Raw genomic sequence first — 16736 nt, 5'->3', positions numbered from 1 at the left:
GCGCCGAAGCCCTGACCACCGAACCGGCCGGCACCGCCGAAGGCCCCCTGGCCTGCGCCGAATCGACCCTGTCCCGCACCAAGGCCACCGCCGCCGGCGCCCTGACCACCGAACCGTCCGGCACCGCCGAAGGCCCCCTGACCAGCGGCGAATCGGCCCTGTCCGGCACCGGGTCCACTGCCGCCGGCAGCCCCGGCGCCGAAGCCCTGACCACCGAGCCGGCCGGCACCGCCGAAGGCCCCCTGGCCAGCGCCGAATCGGCCCTGTCCGGCACCAAGGCCTCCGCCGGCGGTCCCGGCGCCGAAGCCCTGGCCACCGAACCGGCCAGCGCCGCCGAAGGCTCCCTGGCCAGCGCCGAATCGATACTGCCCATCACTAATCCCACCACCGCCAGAGCCTTGGCCGCCGCCAAACCTCTGATCGGCCCTGAATCGGCCCTGCGCTCCAGTGTCGCCCTGATCGCTGGGGTTGTCAAACCCGACGCGGCCCTCACCGGCATTGCCCTCTTGGAGCGCCTCTCGATCAATCGGCTCGTTTTCGCTAACGGAAGATTCAGGCGTATCGTTCTTCATTTGATCCTCACCCTTTTTCAAAAGTCTGCCCAGAAGGATAACAAAGCGGCAGCGCTCTGCGTATCTGGGATTTTGTAGCGTGCCCCGGCTTTGTGTCCCTAAGCAGACAGCGCCGTCGAATACGACCCGGCCGGAGACGGGTGCGACCATCCGAGTGGCGTTCAACTTGAATTCGTCGTAGGCCACCTCGGATTCCAGGTGGTCTACGTCGGCCTGGGCTATTGCGATCTCGCTGTGTCGTCGGACCGCGGCGGCAGCCTGATCGAACCACGTGACTGCGGCGCCGCGGTGTCTACTCCCTCGTGCGAACGTTAACTTTCGCTAACCCCGCCAGTCCGCGCTGTGACTGAGGCTACGCGGTCATGCTTCATGGTCAATCGGGAGATCAAGGCAGGCGCCAGGGTCATCGGCCGGGCAGGCCGCTGTTGCGGTGCTAGCAAAAGATCGTCGGCCCATCCATCATCGTGCCCATGATGAGGCCCGGGCGCATCCCCCCCGGCTCCTGAAGTGCAAATAGCGCGGGCTGGGCAAAGGAGCGCGCCGCCGGCAGGGCGTTACCCGACTTATCGACAACGATCGAGCGACTCCAGAGCGGCGTGACGGAAGGCGCCGGCTCCGTGCGAACTTCCAACGCGCTGAGAAACGCATAGCTGCGGTCGGTCCAGGGAGTCCAGACCGCAAGGCCCACGAACGCGACGAAATCCGCTGCCCCGGCATCGCGTGCGATGCTGATGGGACTGGAGAATTCCGCCGCCGTCGCCCGCGCGCGAACCTCTGGGGCCAGACAGTCGAGCGCATCCACAACCAGGTCGGGCTCGATCTCACCCTCTCGCCATGATGCCCGAGCAAAGAGGAGCATCGCGAAGCGGTGGGTGGCGATCAACGTGTCGGTGGGCTCGTCGACGGCGGGGGCTGTGGTCACCTTGGCATCCACCGGATGATGCACGCGACAGCGCCACTGCAGAAGCAACCGCGTGCCCTGGTCGCGGATACCGCAGTACTGGAAGACCGTGCCCAGGCCGCCCGGCGGGACCGCATCCTCGGCAAATTCATTGGTGAAGATCACCAGCTGCCCGTCCTCGCGCCGTCGTGCCGAAGGGGAGCCACCCACCCTGCGGTCGCCCACCGAGCCGATGGTGACATAGGTCGGCACCGTCGCCTCCGAGACCTGGTCGGGCATCCGCTCGATGCGGCCATCGGGATTGTGCGCCACGCGCAGTCTGAACAACGCGGTCGGCAGCGACTCGGGCGCGGTGACCTCTCGCTCGGCGGTAAACTTTGCCTGGAAATAGGCGAAGTCTCCGGCAACGATAATGGACTGTCGGACATCGAAATGTCCGCAGACGCGGTCCCCGGCGTGATCGACAGTCGTCGAGAGGTCCGCGATATCGATGGTCCGGCCCGTCAGTAGGTCGAGTTTGCCTACGTACCCGTTGCGCGAGCCGTAGATAAGCGCATTGTCGGCGGTATAACGCAGGCAGCGCGGGGTGCCGTGCGCGCGTGCCGTGCTGCCGTGAGAGCGTACGATGTCGCGTGTGTCCCGCCGCCAGACAGGGGTGCCGTCAAGGTCGAGGCAGACGATCTCCGCGCGGTTGCCGGCAAAGATGCACCGCAAGGGGGCGCCATTCTCGAAATAAAGCCGTACAAGCAGGAGCCCACCGACAAACCGTCCCTTCAGGTCATCGCGCAACTTCGGCAGCAGACCCAACTCGGATTGCCACCGCAGCGCACCGGTTTTCAAATCGATGCCCACGAGTGCCGGCTCGCGCGGGCTGTCGAAGACCCCGACCGCATAGTCGGAGGCGGTGAAGGCCCCGAAATTGCCGCCCCCATATGCGGGACCGGGCAGGGTCTTTACGGAAGAGACGGCGCGTAGCGGAGATAGCGCGATGCAGGAATTGTCCAGCAGATTACCATGAGCCATCGGGAAGCCCTGGCCGTCGGGCTCAATCGCCATCAGCCGGCCCCGGCTGCCGTCGAAGCCCTCGGGCAAACGCGGCATTGGCAGCGGCTCGTCGGTATAGCCGAACTCGCGGGCGCGGGCGATCACCTGCGCGGTGAAACCCTCGCCATCCCCCCTCCAGGGCAGCCGGCCCGACAGCGGCACCTTTGGCGGGGTGAAGGCGCGCAGAGCCGGGCTTTCGAGGAAGCTCGGATCGTTGCCGTACTCCGCATTGGGCGGCCCCTTGCTTGCAAAAGGGGATCGCTCGGGATGCAGCATCGCCTCGATAGCGAGGTCGGACTCGTCGATTTCCAACCACCGGGCAATCTGTCTTAGAACCGGCCTGGGATTAGCCAACAGGTCCTCACCCCGAACGGTGCGGCAGGCGTCGGATGGCAGAGAGGCGAAGAAGCGGTCGATCCGCTCATGAAGGTCAATCCAATGGAACTGTGGGTCCAACGTCGGCGGATCGGTGCGCCGGTCCCAGGATCTGCCGCTCCAGGCCCGCAGTCCGTCCAAGTACCAGCCGGTGGCGACGATCGACTTGCCGTTGGAATAGGGATGGCGCACGATGCGCAGGTATTTCGCCGTGGGCGCGATCCGGGGAAGCCGTGCCAGACAGACATCGGTTATGACGTGCCGCGGGCTCTTGTCCACCAGCCGCCGAGGCGTGACGAGACGCTCGACATGCTCGTAAAGTTCTGCCGTGGTCATCCCTGGGCGACTGAGCAGCCAGGCAGCGACCTCGTCCACCGCCTCAGCGCTCTGAACGCCATGATGCAGGTGCGCCAACAACCGCAACGCCCCCGAGCGACGCGGCTTTATCCCCGGAAGGGTGCCGCCGTACCATTGCCCCACCGTCTCGGCCGTGGCGAGGTTGGTTTCGGGTAGTCCGAAAAGATCGGGGTGCTGGCCGATCATGGAGCCGATGACCGAGGTGAATGACCGTCCGGGACCCAGAATGAACAACGGTTCGCGCATGGTCGTCGTCCCTTAAGCCGGTCCGGCCAGGCCTGATGCAGGTGCGAGAATCGCAAGCCGAAACACCGCGGCCGGGCTGTCGCTCATCTCGCTGTCATCGAAGAACGGGTTCAACATCGAGCGACCTCTAGATCCGGACTGGGTGAGGGCTGCCACCTGCGGCCCATTGGCGATCATCATCGGCCCGAGCATTCACACCTGTTGCGTGCTGGCACCAAGGCCAAACCGCCGCCTCATCAGTATCTTGAGGAAGAATGCCCGCCGCAGCGCCGGATTGCCGCCCTGAGACCCCGCACCGCGTGGTCCCCCCACTGACCTCCTTCAACTGCTCTTCCTTGACGCTCGCCAAACCCCTGATCGACCCTAAGCGCCAGTGTCGCCCTGATCGTTGGGGTTGTCAAACCCGACGCGGCCCTCACCGGCATTGCCCTCTTGGAGCGCCTCCAGATCAATCGGGTCGATGTCGCGAACGGAAGATGCAGGCGTGTCGTTCTTCGTTTGATCCTGACCCTTTTCAAAAATCGGCCAAAGCCGACGGGCGGTTTATGGGATCCAGCCCCAGACCTCGATCAGGAAGAAACGCACGAAGACGCGGGAAAAGGCTTGCCAGCTAGGCATCTGAGCGCCTTCTATTTTAGCATAGCCAGTCATGCCGGGGCGGAAGAGACCGTTTTCGTTCGGTAGCGAGGTCCTTATACGGACGACTTGACCAAACTCCTTGGTCTCGGCCACCGGCGCGATCGCAGAGACGACGCCGATATGCTCCTCTTCGGGCCATGCCCAGGCCTTGAGTCGAACGTGCTCACCGACCCGGATCAGGCCGACATCGGCCTCGGGCACCTTGATTTCGGCGCGTGCGACGGTGTGATCCTCGATCTCCATCAGCAGATCGCCGATGTCGAGGTATTTGCCTGGCACCGGCTCATCGCCGTCGAATACGACCCGGCCGGAGACGGGCGCGACCATCCGCGTGGCGTTCAACTTGATTTCGTCGTAGGCCACATCGGATTCCAGGCGGTCTACGTCGGCCTGGGCGATTGCGATTTCGGTGTCCCGAGCCTGAGCGCGAACCCTTTCGAGAGACGCCTCGGCAGAGCGTAGGTCGGCCTTGCCGGTTTCGTAATCGTTGATGGTCCGCTCTTTCTGCGAGAGCGACATCGTCCCCCGCGCGCCCAGCGTCATTGCGCGCTCGTATTCGGACTTGAGGAAGGGAAGGGCGACCCGATAGCGCTCTGCTTGTTCTTCGGCAACGCGGATTTCCTCCGGCGTGGCCCCGTCGCGCAGTTGTTGCAGATTCGCGCGTGCCTTCGCCAGATCGGCCTTGGAGACCTCGAGCGCGTGGGTCTCGCGGATGTTGATCTGGGTGGCCAAAAGGTCTCCCTTCTGGACGATATCGCCCTCGTTGACCACGACTTCGGCGATCTCGTTGGGCACCTGGGCCACAACCTGAACCCGGTTGTCGGCGAGGATCACGACATCACCGCCGGTTTCGTAGTGGTAGGGGAGGAAGGCGACATAGACTGCGCCGGCCAGCAACGCCAACAAGATCCCGCGCCGAATCCAACGGTTGCGGCGCACATGGGGGGCATAGTCGCCATAGATGCTCGGCAGCGGACGGTAGGTCTGCCGCCCTCCTGGCGGGAACGAGCCGGGGAGCGTGGTGCGGGGCTGCGGCGCCCGCTCGCCGGCGGGCACGAGAAGTTGTCGGACCTGGCTCACGGGGTTGGTTCTGTTTCCCGACTGCGCCTTCCGCTTGGCCACCAATTCGGTGACGATGTGCTCGCGCAACCTCTTGCCGCGCCTGCGGGTAACGATATACCAGGCGACGATCAGCGCAAACAGCCCGAAAAATATCGCCACCCCGGTCCCGCCGAAACGACCCTCCAGTGCAGTGGATGTGTAGGCCACCAGAAGCGTGGCGACGAAGGCCGTGGTCAGGAGCGAGCCAATCCCGTAAAGCGCGAAGGCCCAGCGTTCAGTGGCGCTCGCCGGCCCGGTGTCGGCCCGTCCCGTCCCGAAGAGGTAGGCCAATGATCGTTGCCGCAGTCTCGGCTGATCGAAATAGGCGCTCATCAGCCGGTAGCCCTCGCCGGAAAACAGCGGGAAGGCCGCGATCAAGAAGGAGAACAGTCCGAGTTGTCCGACGATCGCCGCGATATCGGATACCAGCGAGCCCGACTGTCTCGTCGCCGCCCAGAGCAAGGTCCCGAGCGCGAAGAAGAGCAAACGCGTGCGCAAGGCGGCGGCGAAGACACGCATCTTGCCCTCCCGGTCGAGCTTGTACAGATCAGTCATGTCGACTGCGAAGCGCGGGATCAGGAAAAACAGGAAACTGATGCCGAAGCGCCTGACCGCGGCCCCCTCGCGTTGCAGAACGGCCCCGACCACGAGCCGCGATACAAGGCTGACCGTAAACAACGAAATCGCGAGTATGCCCGCAAGGCTGACCATGCGGTGGGTGCTGAAGAGCGTCTCGACCACGTCGTGCAGTCGGTGGAAGATCGCCAATACGGCGACGAGACCCAAGGGCAGGGTGAGCGCGGACAGGACCCGGGCGACTGGACCGAAGGCGATGTTCAGCCCCCGCAACAGTCTGCCGGGGTCGAACAGAAGCACGTCCATGTCCTTGGGCGTCTGGGGTTTCGAGGTGCCGTCACGAAACCGCGGCTCGCGCCGTGAAACCTCGGGATTGGCAGGGCCGGTGCCGGTTTCCGGCGCATCTTGCTCCGCTGCTTCCGCTGCTCCCGCGGCCCCAGCCGCGCCGCCCGCGTCCGGCGGTGGCGCTGTCTCGACCTTGGTCTCCGTGCCGTCAAAGACCAGCGCGTCGAGGTCGTCCTCATCATCGACATCAAGGGCGTCCTCGTCGACATCGAGGGCGTCCTCGTCGTCCTCCGCCATTGCGTCGATGGCGAAATCATCCGACTCCATGTCGCAGGCCGCCGTCCCCCCGAGCCCTTGCGCCGCGTCCGCAGCAACTGAGGTGTCCTCCAGCGTGGGTGCGAGCCCCTTGGTAGTGGCTCCGGCGTGCTCGAGGATCCCTTTCTCGACCATCTGTTCGGCGAACTGCTCGATCACCGACACGGTGACCGTCAGGTGCATTCGCGCCTGGAATAGCGAGGCAAGCGCGTCGGGCGGCAGCCCCCCAGTCAGCCCGTTCAGCAGGAAGAGTTCCTCCGCCCCGATACGATAGAGCGCCCCGGTCCGCCGGTTCTTGACGTAGGCCGAAACCCCGAACTCGCCAGCCTGGCTGCTCGTGGTCACGAGGGCGGCCTCGCTCAATCGATATCTTCCTGTGTGGGTATGCTCTTTCTTGGCTGTTGCGCCGTTCATTACCATGGCACCGACATTCGGGGTAGCGTGTGGCGCGGGATTGCCGGAGGACGCGCCGTCGCCTGAACGGTGGCGCCGGCGCCGGAGTTTCAGAATAGGTGATTAGGGTCGTGCCTCCGCTAGCGCTGCACCCCCTTGCGGGAGCGGCCCCCCGGCCGCGACGCTGGGAGCCACCTCCGCGCTTGCCAGCCACGGCCCTTCCACACCGCGCCTGAGTGCTGACGCCGGACGCGCCATCACGGCGAGAGCGCCGCTCCCACGGTAGCTGAGCTACGAGTCAATCGACTCAGGCTATGCAAGCGCACTGCGTCTGTCAAGCGGCAGCCTTGTCGATCAGCAATTCCGAATCTGGGCGGCATCGCGGGACCCCTGGTGGATGCGGCGCGCGGTCAGCGGCGTGCGCGGAAGAAGGCGCGCAGGGTTTCGCTGCACGACTCCGCGAGCACGCCCCCCGAGCAGGCGGTGCGGTGGTTGAAACGGCCGTCGGAGGGCAGCAGGTCGAAGACACTGCCGCAGGCGCCGGCCTTGGGGTCCGGTGCACCATAGACAACACGCTCCACGCGGGCATGGATGATGGCCCCGGCGCACATGACACAGGGCTCCAAGGTGACATAAAGGACGGAACCGGGGAGGCGGTAGTTGTCCAGATGTTGACCCGCGGCGCGCAGGGCCTGGATTTCGGCGTGGGCACTGGGGTCGCGGGCGGCGATCGGGCGGTTCCAGCCTTCGCCGATGAGCACGTCGTCCAGGACCAGGACGGCGCCGACCGGGACCTCGCCGGCCGCGGCCGCGCGCTCGGCCAGCATCAGTGCGTGGGTCATCCAGCGGGCCTCGGCCTCTGCGGTGGCTGCTTCCGGCTGGATCATGGCGCTTTCCTGGTCCTGTATGTCACGATCCGCATGGAAAACACGGCTTGAGCATCCCCCGGAAGATGAAAGTCCCTCGTGGGAGCGGCGTCCCGCCGCGATGCGGTGCCGCGGTGACCGCGAACGCTGCGGCTGCACGCCCGGCCCCATCGCGGCGGGACGCCGCTCCCACGGGGTCGCTGCGCGACCTTCACGGGTAAGCCTCGACCTCCAGTGGGGGACGCCCGGACGCTGGCCGGAACGATGATCGAGAATTCTCCGCCATCGTCGGCGCACACAGCGGACCGATCCGTTGGATTCGGAGTGCGTACCAAGACCCTATTGCGCGTGATTGCGGCTGCTGTCTCTTTTCACTCCCACTCAATGGTACCCGGCGGCTTGCCGGTGATGTCATAGACCACGCGGGAGACGCCGGGGACCTCGTTGACGATGCGCCGACAAACCAGGTCCAGGAAGTCGTAAGGCAGATGCGCCCAGCGGGCGGTCATGAAGTCGATGGTTTCCACCGCGCGCAAGGCGATGACGTGGGCATACTGGCGGTTGTCTCCGACCACGCCGACCGAGCGGACCGGGAGGAAGACCGCAAACGCTTGCGAGACCTTGTCGTAGAGGTCGGCCCGGTGTAGTTCTTCGATAAAGATGTGGTCGGCGCGGCGCAGGGTCTCGGCGAATTCCCGGTGCACTTCGCCCAGGACACGCACACCCAGGCCGGGACCAGGGAAGGGATGACGGTAGACCATTTCCGCGGGCAGGCCGAGTTCCACGCCGATGCGCCGCACCTCGTCCTTGAACAGTTCACGCAGGGGCTCGACCAGCTTGAGCTTCATGTGCTCCGGCAGACCGCCGACATTGTGATGCGACTTGATCACCTTCGCCTTGCCCAGCCTTGATCCCCCTTGGGCCCCGGCCGATTCGATCACGTCGGGGTAGATCGTGCCCTGGGCGAGCCATTTCACGTCGCGCAGTCGGGTGGCCTCGTCATCGAAGACTTCGATGAAGGTGTTGCCGATGATCTTGCGTTTCTGCTCGGGGTCGGTGACCCCCTGAAGCCGGTCGAGGAAGCGGTCCGCGGCGTCGACCCGGATGACCTTGACGCCCATGTGGCGGGCGAAGGTCGCCATGACCTGATCGCCTTCGCCCAGGCGCAGCAGGCCGTTGTCGACGAAGACACAGGTGAGTTGGTCGCCGATCGCGCGGTGCAGCAAGGCGGCGACCACGCTGGAGTCGACGCCGCCGGAGAGTCCGAGCAGGACCTGATCCTGGCCGACCTGGGCGCACACGGCGGCCATGCTGTCGGCGATGATGTTGCCCGGGGTCCAGAGGCTGCCGCAGTCGCAGACTTCGTGGACGAAGCGCTCCAGGATGCGTCCGCCCTGGCGGGTATGGGTGACCTCGGGGTGAAACTGGAGCCCGTAGAACCCGCGGGATTCGTCGGCGATGCCGGCCAGCGGGGCATTGGCGGTCTCGGCGATGACCTGAAACCCCGGCGGCGGGGATTCCACGCGGTCGCCGTGGCTCATCCATACGTCCAGAAGCCCATAGCCTTCTGGGCTCGTGTGGTCTTCGATATCGCGCAGCAGCCGGGAATGACCCCGGGCACGCACCTGGGCATAGCCGTATTCCCGATGGGTGGCCGCGGCGACCTCCCCGCCGAGCTGCGCCGTCATCGTCTGGAGCCCGTAGCAGATGCCGAGCACCGGCACCTTGAGGTCGAAAACCAGTGGATCGGCGCGCGGCGTCTCGGCCGCGTGCACCGACTCCGGGCCGCCCGAGAGGATCACGCCCCGGGGCGCGAAGCCGCGAATGGTTGCCGCCGCGATGTCCCAGGGGTGGATCTCGCAATAGACCCCGGACTCACGCACCCGCCGCGCGATCAGTTGAGTGTACTGCGAGCCGAAGTCCAGGATCAGGATGCGGTCGGCGTGAATATTGGTCATGGCTTAGTGATGATTCCGGAAGGAAGAAGCAGATTGAATTCGTGCGCCGGATTGCGCCTCAAGCGCAATCCGGCGCAAGAATTCAATTGTCGATGCGGTAGTTCGGGGCTTCCTTGGTGATCTGCACGTCATGCACATGGGATTCGCGCATGCCGGCGCTGCTGACGCGGACGAACTGCGGCTTGGTCCGCATTTCCTCGATGGTGGCGCAGCCGGTGTAGCCCATCCCGGAGCCCAGGCCGCCGACTAACTGGTGGATGACGTTGAGCACGCTGCCCTTGTAGGGGACCCGGCCCTCGATCCCCTCGGGGACCAGCTTGTCCTTTTCGGCATCCTCCTGGAAATAGCGGTCACTGGACCCCTCTTTGGCCCCCATGGCGCCCAGTGAGCCCATCCCGCGGTAGGATTTATAGGAGCGGCCCTGGTAGATCTCGACCTCGCCCGGAGCCTCGTCGGTACCGGCGAAGAGCCCGCCGATCATCACGCTGTGCGCACCCGCGGCGATCACCTTGGCGACGTCGCCGGAGTAGCGCAGGCCGCCGTCGGCGATCACCGGGATGCCGGTGCCTTCCAGCGCCTCGGTCACGTTGGACACGGCAGTGATTTGCGGCACGCCCACCCCGGCGACGATGCGTGTCGTACAAATTGACCCGGGCCCGATGCCGACCTTCACCGCGTCGGCGCCGGCGTCGGCCAGGGCGCGGGCGGCGTCCGCGGTGGCGATGTTGCCGCCGATGACCTGGACCTCGGGGAAGTGACGTTTGACCCAGGCGACGCGGTCCAGCACCCCTTGTGCGTGCCCGTGCGCGGTGTCGACCACGATCACGTCGACCCCGGCTTCCACCAGCGCGGCGACGCGCTCGTCGGTGCCGCGGCCGACGCTGACCGCGGCCCCGCAGCGCAGGCGCTCGTGGTGGTCGCGCGACGCCTTGGGGAAATCCTTGGCCTTCTGGATATCTTTGACGGTGATCAGTCCGCGCAGCTCAAACCGGTCATTGACGACCAGCACCTTTTCGATGCGGTGCTGGTGCAGCAGCCGCACCACCTCATCGCGGCTGGCGCCTTCCATGACCGTGACCAGCCGATCCTTGGGGGTCATGATGGCCGAGACCGGTTCATCCATCCGCGTCTCGAAGCGCAGATCGCGGCCGGTCACGATGCCGACCAGCTTGCCGGCCTCGGTCACCGGGACGCCCGAGATATTGTGGGCGCGGGTCTGGCGCAGCACCTCGCCGACGGTGACGTCCGGCCGGACGGTGATCGGGTCGCGGATGATGCCGCTCTCGTATTTCTTGACCGCCAGCACCTCGCGCGCCTGGCGTTCCGTGTTCATGTTCTTATGGATGATGCCGATGCCGCCTTCCAGGGCCATGGCGATGGCCAGTCGTGCCTCGGTGACGGTATCCATGGCGGCGGAGACGAGCGGGATCTTCAGATCGATCTCACGGGTCAGTTTGGTGTGGAAGCTGACCTCGTTGGGCAGCACCCGGGAATGGGCAGGGACGAGCAGGACGTCGTCGAAGGTCAGTGCTTCCTGGATCAGGCGCATGGCTCAGGCACTCCGAAGGGGCAGCTACCCCGGAAGAATAACCTAGTAGTATATATTTTCCCACTGGTTGAGTAAACTTCCCCGCGTCGCCCTCAGCAGTTCCAAATTTGGGTGGCCCCCGCCAACAGCGTGCCGGCCGCGAGGCTGATGGTGGATGCGCTGCGCTTATCCACCCTACAAAACCGGCTCCGCTGTAGGGTGGATAAGGCGCGCCGCTCGGTGTCAGGGGCCCGGCACGGCGGTCGCGCGCGCCGCATCCACCAGGGATCGCGCGATGCCGCCCAAATTTGGAATTGCTGCGTCGCCCCCGCCGGCTACCCGGCAGGCCGTCAGTGACACCTGAGGAGGCCTGGATGAATTATTCTGCATGTGCGGCCGGTGTTCTCGCCTGTTGTGCGTTCCAGATCGATGCCGCGGAACAGGTAATGACGCTCGAAGGAAACGATGTGTGCCAGGATGGACACGCTTGGATCTCCCGGCCGAGTGAGCCGCGCGGATCCTACGACTTTATCGATGCGCGGGCCTGGACCTGGAACGGCCAGGGCGACGGACCGGGAATCACGCGGAGCTTCTTCGCGTGCGATCTGTCCGAACTCCCGCCAACTGCCAGGATCCTGCGTGCAGTGCTGGGTCTCTACCAGGACAAACGCGTTGCGACTACCAACAAGAATGCACAGCACTCAACCCTGAGCGGGTCCAACGCGCTGGTCGTCCAGCGGATCATTTCGCCCTGGTCGGAGCGGGACATCTCCTGGAACACCCAGCCGACGACGACCGACAGCAATCAGGTGATAGTCCCGGCCAGCACCAGCCCGATTCAGGACTACCAGATCGATGTCACGCCGCTGCTGAAGGATGCCCTCGATCACAACGACATGAGCCTCGGGCTGGCCCTGAAGCTATTGCACGAAGAGCCTTACCGGGCGGTCGCTTTCAGCTCGAACGACAATACCGATCCAGACTCGCATCCGCGTCTGGTCATCACCTACGAGACTTCGGAGGATGCCCGCAAGTCGGTCGAGTTGCACCACGAGGCCGCGGATCCCGACCGCCCGTCGGTCGACCTACCCGTGGACGATGACCGCGAGCCGGTCAACGACGACCAACCCGCGGATCATCGCCGCGAGCCGATGCTCGAGTGGTCTCCGAAAACCGGACAGTGACCATCGACACTACGTGATTCTGGAAGAGCCGTATCGCTTCGTTTCGATCGAAAACCTGCTGGAAGATTTCAGAAAGGATTGCGCCCGTGTCGCGGGCTGGAGATGGTAATGAATAGAATCGAGATCAGCGTATTGAGGCCGGAGGCCGCGTTACGCGCCTGCGCCGAAGTCTGGCACGCGGTCGAGACCGGAGAAGCGGTGACACCCAGACTCGCTTTCGGCAGTCTGCACGAGCTATTCTCGGCGATCACCGAAAAGCGACTCGACCTGCTGCGCCATGTTGCGGACCATGATGGTCTCACTATTTGGCAACTCGCCAACGCGCTGGGCCGGGACTACAAGAATGTGCATACAGATGTGACCCGTCTGGTCGATCTTGGGCTGTTGGAGCGTCGCACGGACGGTGGGTTGTCCACACTGTACGATGAAATCCTGATCCATGCCGATATTCGCGCCGCAGCCTAGACCCTTTGCATGGCCTTGGACTTCACCCGCGACATCTACAGCATCTCACGCCTGACCAGCGAGGTGCGGGCCGTGCTCGACGGCAGTTTCCCGCTGCTGTGGGTCCGCGGGGAGATTTCGAACCTCGCCCAGCCGGCCTCGGGTCACATCTATTTCAGTCTTAAAGATGAAGCCAGCCAGGTGCGCTGCGCCATGTTTCGCGCCAAACGCCTGCTGCTCGGTTTCCGGCCGGAGAACGGCCAGCAGGTGCTGGCGCGGGCGCGGGTGACGCTCTACGAGCCGCGCGGCGACTTCCAACTCGTGGTGGAGCACCTGGAGCCGGGCGGGGAGGGCGCCTTGCGCCTGGAACTTGAGCGCCTCAAGCGTCGGTTGGCCGCCGAGGGGCTCTTTGCCGAGGCGGCCAAGCGCCCGCTGCCGGCCTTCCCGCGCCAGGTGGGGCTCATCACCTCGCCCTCCGGCGCGGCGGTGCACGATCTGCTGACGGTGCTCGGGCGGCGCTGTCCGGCAATGCCGGTGTTGATCTACCCGGCCCAGGTCCAGGGTGCCGGGGCGGCTGCGACGCTGATCCAGGCGCTGGCCGCCGCCAACCGGCGGGCCGAGTGCGACGTGCTGATTCTCGCCCGCGGCGGCGGGTCGATCGAGGATCTGGCCGCCTTCAACGATGAAGCCCTGGCCCGGGCGATCCGCGCTTCCGCGATCCCGGTGGTCACCGGCGTCGGGCATGAGATCGATGTGACCATCGCCGATCTGGCCGCGGACCGGCGCGGCGCGACGCCCTCGGCGGCCGCCGAGTTGGTGGCGCCGGCGGCTGTGCATCTTGCTCAGCGGGTCGCCGCCCTGCAGGCGCGTCTGCTGCATCTGGAAGGCCGCGTGCTCGATGGCGCCAACCAGCGTCTGGCGGCGGTGCTGCGCCAGTTGGCCTTGCTGCACCCGGCCGCGCGTCTGGAGCGGCGGGCGCAGCGGCTGGACGAGTTGGAGCGGCGGCTGGCCGAGACCATGAGCCGCCGCCTGAGCGCTGCCCGGTCGCGGCTGGAACCGCGGCGGATCGCCTTGCTGGCGGTCTCACCCGAGCGCCGGTTGGAACGGGCTGCCGCGGGCCTGAATGATCTGGTGCGCCGCCTGCGCTGGGTCCAGTCGCGCGCCTTGGCCAGTTGGCACGAGCGGCTGGGGCGGGCGATCACCGGCCTGGATGCCCGTAGTCCGCTGGCGACCCTGGCTCGCGGTTATGCCATCGTCACCCGGCTGCCGGACGGGGTGATCCTGCGTGATCCGGATCAGGCTCCGCCCGGCACCCGGATCGCCGCGCGGTTGGCCGCGGGGACGCTGCACGCGCGGGTGGAAGCGCCGGAGCCGGCTGCCGCGGTGCTCCCGCGTCCTGCGGCGCGGAATCGGCGGGACAACACGCGCGGGGACGACCCCGTTGACGCCTAAACCGCGCCCAGCGCGGTATGCGATGTTTTTGGATTGGCTCGGCCCCGGCAGACTCGACGATTGATGGAGTTGGCGCGGCTTAAAGTTTTGAAGAGCATCGATTTTAAACCGCGTCTCCACCGAGGTTGGTTAAATCCCCAAGGCCGAACACAAAATGAAAATTACGCATTTCGCGCAAATGGCCCTTGGTGGCCAGGTCCGCCAGGTGCGGATACCGCTCTTCCAGGCGCTCGAAGGCCTCGGCGATCAGTCGGGCGCGGGTGCGCTCGTCGGGAGCCGTGGTGAGCGCGTCATAAAGGGCAACAACGGATGTCATGGTGTCACTATGGGATCATTCGAACGCGTGCGCAAGTGACGGATCGGCGCATCAGTCGGATAGGCGCCGGGGTCTCAACGCCGCTGTTTCAGCCTCAGGCCAACCAGGTCTCAGCCTGTTCCGCCGCGACCGGCCGCGAGAAATAATAACCTTGACCATAGCGGCAGCCCATGGCGTGCAGGAGCGTTGCCTGTCCTTCGGTCTCGATGCCCTCGGCAACCACGTCAAGCCGCATGGCCTGGGCCAGCGCGAGCACGGTGCGCACCAGAATCTGCGCTTGGTCGCGGGTCTCGATCTCGGTGATGAATGAGCGGTCGATCTTGAGCACGTCGAACGGCAATTCGTTCAAGTAGCTCAATGACGAATAGCCGGTGCCGAAGTCGTCCATGTATAAGGGGATGTGCCGTTCGCGCAGGGCGGGCAGCACGCTGCTGGCGGCGTCGATGTTGGTGATACGCCCATGCTTGCCCGGACATGCACCGAGCCGCCGTCCAGGGCGATGGGCTCGCGCAGGCGCTCCATGATCCGCAGGGCGACCCCTTGCGCGTCGCCGATCCGGTCGTCGGTGTGCAGCAGGATCGCGAAGGCATCCGCGCCCAGATGCGCGACCGTGGCCTGGGGCGGAGCAAGCGTGCGCAGCAGTCGGGCGATTGCAACGAGTAGGTTGTCGCCGGCCGCATAGCCCAGGCTGTCGTTGATGACCTTGAAGCGGTCCAGATCGAGCAGCACCAGTCCGCGGCAGTTGCGGCGGGTGGTCGGCGCGATCCGCTGGTCGGTGAGACCGGACGCCATGCGGGTGCTGAGGGCGACCCGATTGGGCAGACCAGTCAGGGCATCATGAGTGGCGTCGTAAACCAGCCGTTCCTGAGCCAGGGTGCGCTCGGCGCGCAACCGCACCAACAGGGAGATCAACCAGCACACGGACTCGACCAGATTCCCCAGCGGGAAGGCAAAACTGCCCAGGGCGCTCATGCCCGCCCCGTTAAAGACGACGGTGGCCGTCTGGACCCCGCCGCCGATAATCGTGGCGCTCAGTCCGACGGCGAACCAACGGACCCAGGGTTGATTGCCCTTGAGCCCCCGGATCAGCATGAACAGGACCGCGGGTGCCAATAACAGCATGATCAGGGCGCCGAGCCGGTAGCTCGGGGCGTACCAGAACGAGGCGAGAAAGGCGAGCGCGGCGAGCGTGACGCCGCCGACGATGATCTGACGCAGGATCCCGCCGGGGCGCAAGAAGGCGACCATGGCCGTGCCGAGGCCCACGACGACCGCGGCGGCCGCGGCGGCCTGCATGAGGCTGAACGCCTCCCCTTGGGGCCAGCCGGGGATCCAGGCCGGCCCCACGCCGAGCACCTGGAGTTGATAGAGGATCAGAGTGAACACGTAGAAGCAATAGGCGTCCGTCACCGGGCTCGGGTAGGAGCGCCGCAGGCCCAGGCCGACGAACAGCAGTACCGTGAGGACCCCGGTATAGATGCCGAGCAGGACCCACAAGCGCATCGTGCCGCGGACGAAGTCCGGCTCGGGGCTGCCGCGTATCCAGGGGCGGATGGTCTTTCGATCCTGGATCACGACGGTTGCCTCTTGCGGCGGCATTCCGGCCGGCAGATGAACGTTGACCAGCGGACTCAGCAACCAACGGTCGTCGAAGGGCCGGATACGCCCGGAGGCGGCGTGCCAGGGGCAGCCGCGGCTGTCCATGGCGATGACCAGCAGGTGATCGACCAGGGTATCTTTCGAATAGAACACGGGCTGTGTCGGCGCAACCGTGACCCGGAAGGCCTTTGATGGGACATCAGGGTCCAGGGTCGGCAGTGCGGCATCCGGGCACCGGGTCTTGGCTTCGCTGACTTCAAGCGCTAAATCGGTGAGCCAGTGCGTGGCGGCGGCCGAGGCATCAATTCCTTGGGGTGCCTCCCAGAGCAGCGCCGGACTCGCAGTGCCCGAGGCCCAGGCCAGACTCAGCGAACCAAGGCACAAGAGAGCCCCTGCCAGGCAGCGGGTACCCCAACCAGTCGCGTCTTGACCCGTTAACCGCTCAAACATGGACTCGCCTCCGGCGGCGCGGAACGCGGGAGCACCTTTGTGGTGGACTGCGTCCGTCACCTATAACGATAGCCCGTCGGCTTGCAGTTCGCCAATTAGGTTCACAACTTGAGGTGCATCCAATTGGGTAAACCG

General features: G+C 65.6%; 10 protein-coding genes and 2 pseudogenes. 4 read left to right on the top strand and 8 right to left on the bottom strand.

The window, feature by feature from the left end; all coding sequences use genetic code 11:
* Positions 1-650: pseudogene (locus tag A39O_RS41700) on the top strand (hypothetical protein); the annotation flags it as partial.
* A gap of 355 nt (positions 651-1005) precedes the next feature.
* Here A39O_RS41700 and A39O_RS36440 read toward each other — a convergent pair.
* The 5 genes from A39O_RS36440 to guaB form a co-directional block, all read right to left on the bottom strand.
* On the bottom strand, positions 1006-3495 hold the full coding sequence (locus A39O_RS36440; RefSeq protein WP_020504369.1) for a sulfotransferase family protein: 2490 nt from the start codon (positions 3493-3495) through the stop codon (positions 1006-1008).
* A gap of 543 nt (positions 3496-4038) precedes the next feature.
* Positions 4039-6774 carry an HlyD family secretion protein gene (locus A39O_RS32820; RefSeq protein WP_020504367.1) on the bottom strand — a complete coding sequence of 912 codons (2736 nt, stop codon included), beginning with the start codon at positions 6772-6774 and terminating at the stop codon, positions 4039-4041.
* A 440-nt stretch (positions 6775-7214) separates the two neighbouring features.
* Entirely contained in the window at positions 7215-7691 is a 477-nt protein-coding gene (tadA, locus tag A39O_RS0109185) for a tRNA adenosine(34) deaminase TadA (RefSeq protein ID WP_020504366.1), read from the bottom strand.
* Between the two features lie 350 nt (positions 7692-8041).
* The gene (guaA, locus tag A39O_RS0109180) at positions 8042-9628 is read right to left on the bottom strand and encodes a glutamine-hydrolyzing GMP synthase (protein WP_020504365.1); all 1587 of its coding nucleotides are present in this window, start codon (positions 9626-9628) and stop codon (positions 8042-8044) included.
* Between the two features lie 82 nt (positions 9629-9710).
* Positions 9711-11177, bottom strand: coding sequence for an IMP dehydrogenase (guaB, locus tag A39O_RS0109175; RefSeq protein WP_020504364.1), 1467 nt, complete (start codon positions 11175-11177; stop codon positions 9711-9713).
* A 353-nt stretch (positions 11178-11530) separates the two neighbouring features.
* Between guaB and A39O_RS0109170 the strand changes: the two genes are divergently transcribed.
* The 3 genes from A39O_RS0109170 to xseA all read left to right on the top strand — a co-directional run bounded on the left by A39O_RS0109170 (position 11531) and on the right by xseA (position 14236).
* Positions 11531-12340, top strand: a complete 810-nt coding sequence (locus tag A39O_RS0109170) for a DNRLRE domain-containing protein (protein ID WP_157639895.1) — start codon at positions 11531-11533, stop codon at positions 12338-12340.
* Between the two features lie 108 nt (positions 12341-12448).
* Entirely contained in the window at positions 12449-12805 is a 357-nt protein-coding gene (locus A39O_RS36435; protein WP_020504362.1) for an HVO_A0114 family putative DNA-binding protein, read from the top strand.
* A 9-nt stretch (positions 12806-12814) separates the two neighbouring features.
* Positions 12815-14236, top strand: coding sequence for an exodeoxyribonuclease VII large subunit (gene xseA / locus A39O_RS0109160; protein WP_020504361.1), 1422 nt, complete (start codon positions 12815-12817; stop codon positions 14234-14236).
* Between the two features lie 169 nt (positions 14237-14405).
* Here xseA and A39O_RS32805 read toward each other — a convergent pair.
* The 3 genes and pseudogenes from A39O_RS32805 to A39O_RS0109145 all read right to left on the bottom strand — a co-directional run.
* Positions 14406-14552 (bottom strand): annotated as a pseudogene (locus A39O_RS32805) (DUF1640 domain-containing protein); the annotation flags it as partial.
* Positions 14553-14646: 94 nt separating this feature from the next.
* A complete protein-coding gene (locus tag A39O_RS0109150) occupies positions 14647-14979 on the bottom strand; it encodes an EAL domain-containing protein (protein ID WP_157639893.1) in 333 nt (110 codons plus the stop codon).
* Complete coding sequence (locus A39O_RS0109145) at positions 14907-16601, bottom strand: diguanylate cyclase domain-containing protein (RefSeq protein WP_083924596.1); 1695 nt, start codon at positions 16599-16601, stop codon at positions 14907-14909. Before A39O_RS0109145 ends, A39O_RS0109150 begins: the two co-directional genes overlap by 73 nt.
* Positions 16602-16736 lie beyond the last annotated feature (135 nt).

The organism is Lamprocystis purpurea DSM 4197 (assembly GCF_000379525.1).
Classification (GTDB): domain Bacteria; phylum Pseudomonadota; class Gammaproteobacteria; order Chromatiales; family Chromatiaceae; genus Thiodictyon; species Thiodictyon purpureum.
This window is presented reverse-complemented; position numbering and strand designations above follow the sequence as displayed.

Bases quoted from the DNA above. Each gene is read 5' to 3' on its own strand.
- tadA (WP_020504366.1), bottom strand. From the start codon at position 7,691: ATGATCCAGCCGGAAGCAGCCACCGCAGAGGCCGAGGCCCGCTGGATG.
- guaB (WP_020504364.1), bottom strand. From the start codon at position 11,177: ATGCGCCTGATCCAGGAAGCACTGACCTTCGACGACGTCCTGCTCGTC.
- A39O_RS36435 (WP_020504362.1), top strand. From the start codon at position 12,449: ATGAATAGAATCGAGATCAGCGTATTGAGGCCGGAGGCCGCGTTACGC.
- A39O_RS0109170 (WP_157639895.1), top strand. From the start codon at position 11,531: ATGAATTATTCTGCATGTGCGGCCGGTGTTCTCGCCTGTTGTGCGTTC.
- A39O_RS0109145 (WP_083924596.1), bottom strand. From the start codon at position 16,601: ATGTTTGAGCGGTTAACGGGTCAAGACGCGACTGGTTGGGGTACCCGC.
- A39O_RS36440 (WP_020504369.1), bottom strand. From the start codon at position 3,495: ATGCGCGAACCGTTGTTCATTCTGGGTCCCGGACGGTCATTCACCTCG.
- xseA (WP_020504361.1), top strand. From the start codon at position 12,815: ATGGCCTTGGACTTCACCCGCGACATCTACAGCATCTCACGCCTGACC.
- guaA (WP_020504365.1), bottom strand. From the start codon at position 9,628: ATGACCAATATTCACGCCGACCGCATCCTGATCCTGGACTTCGGCTCG.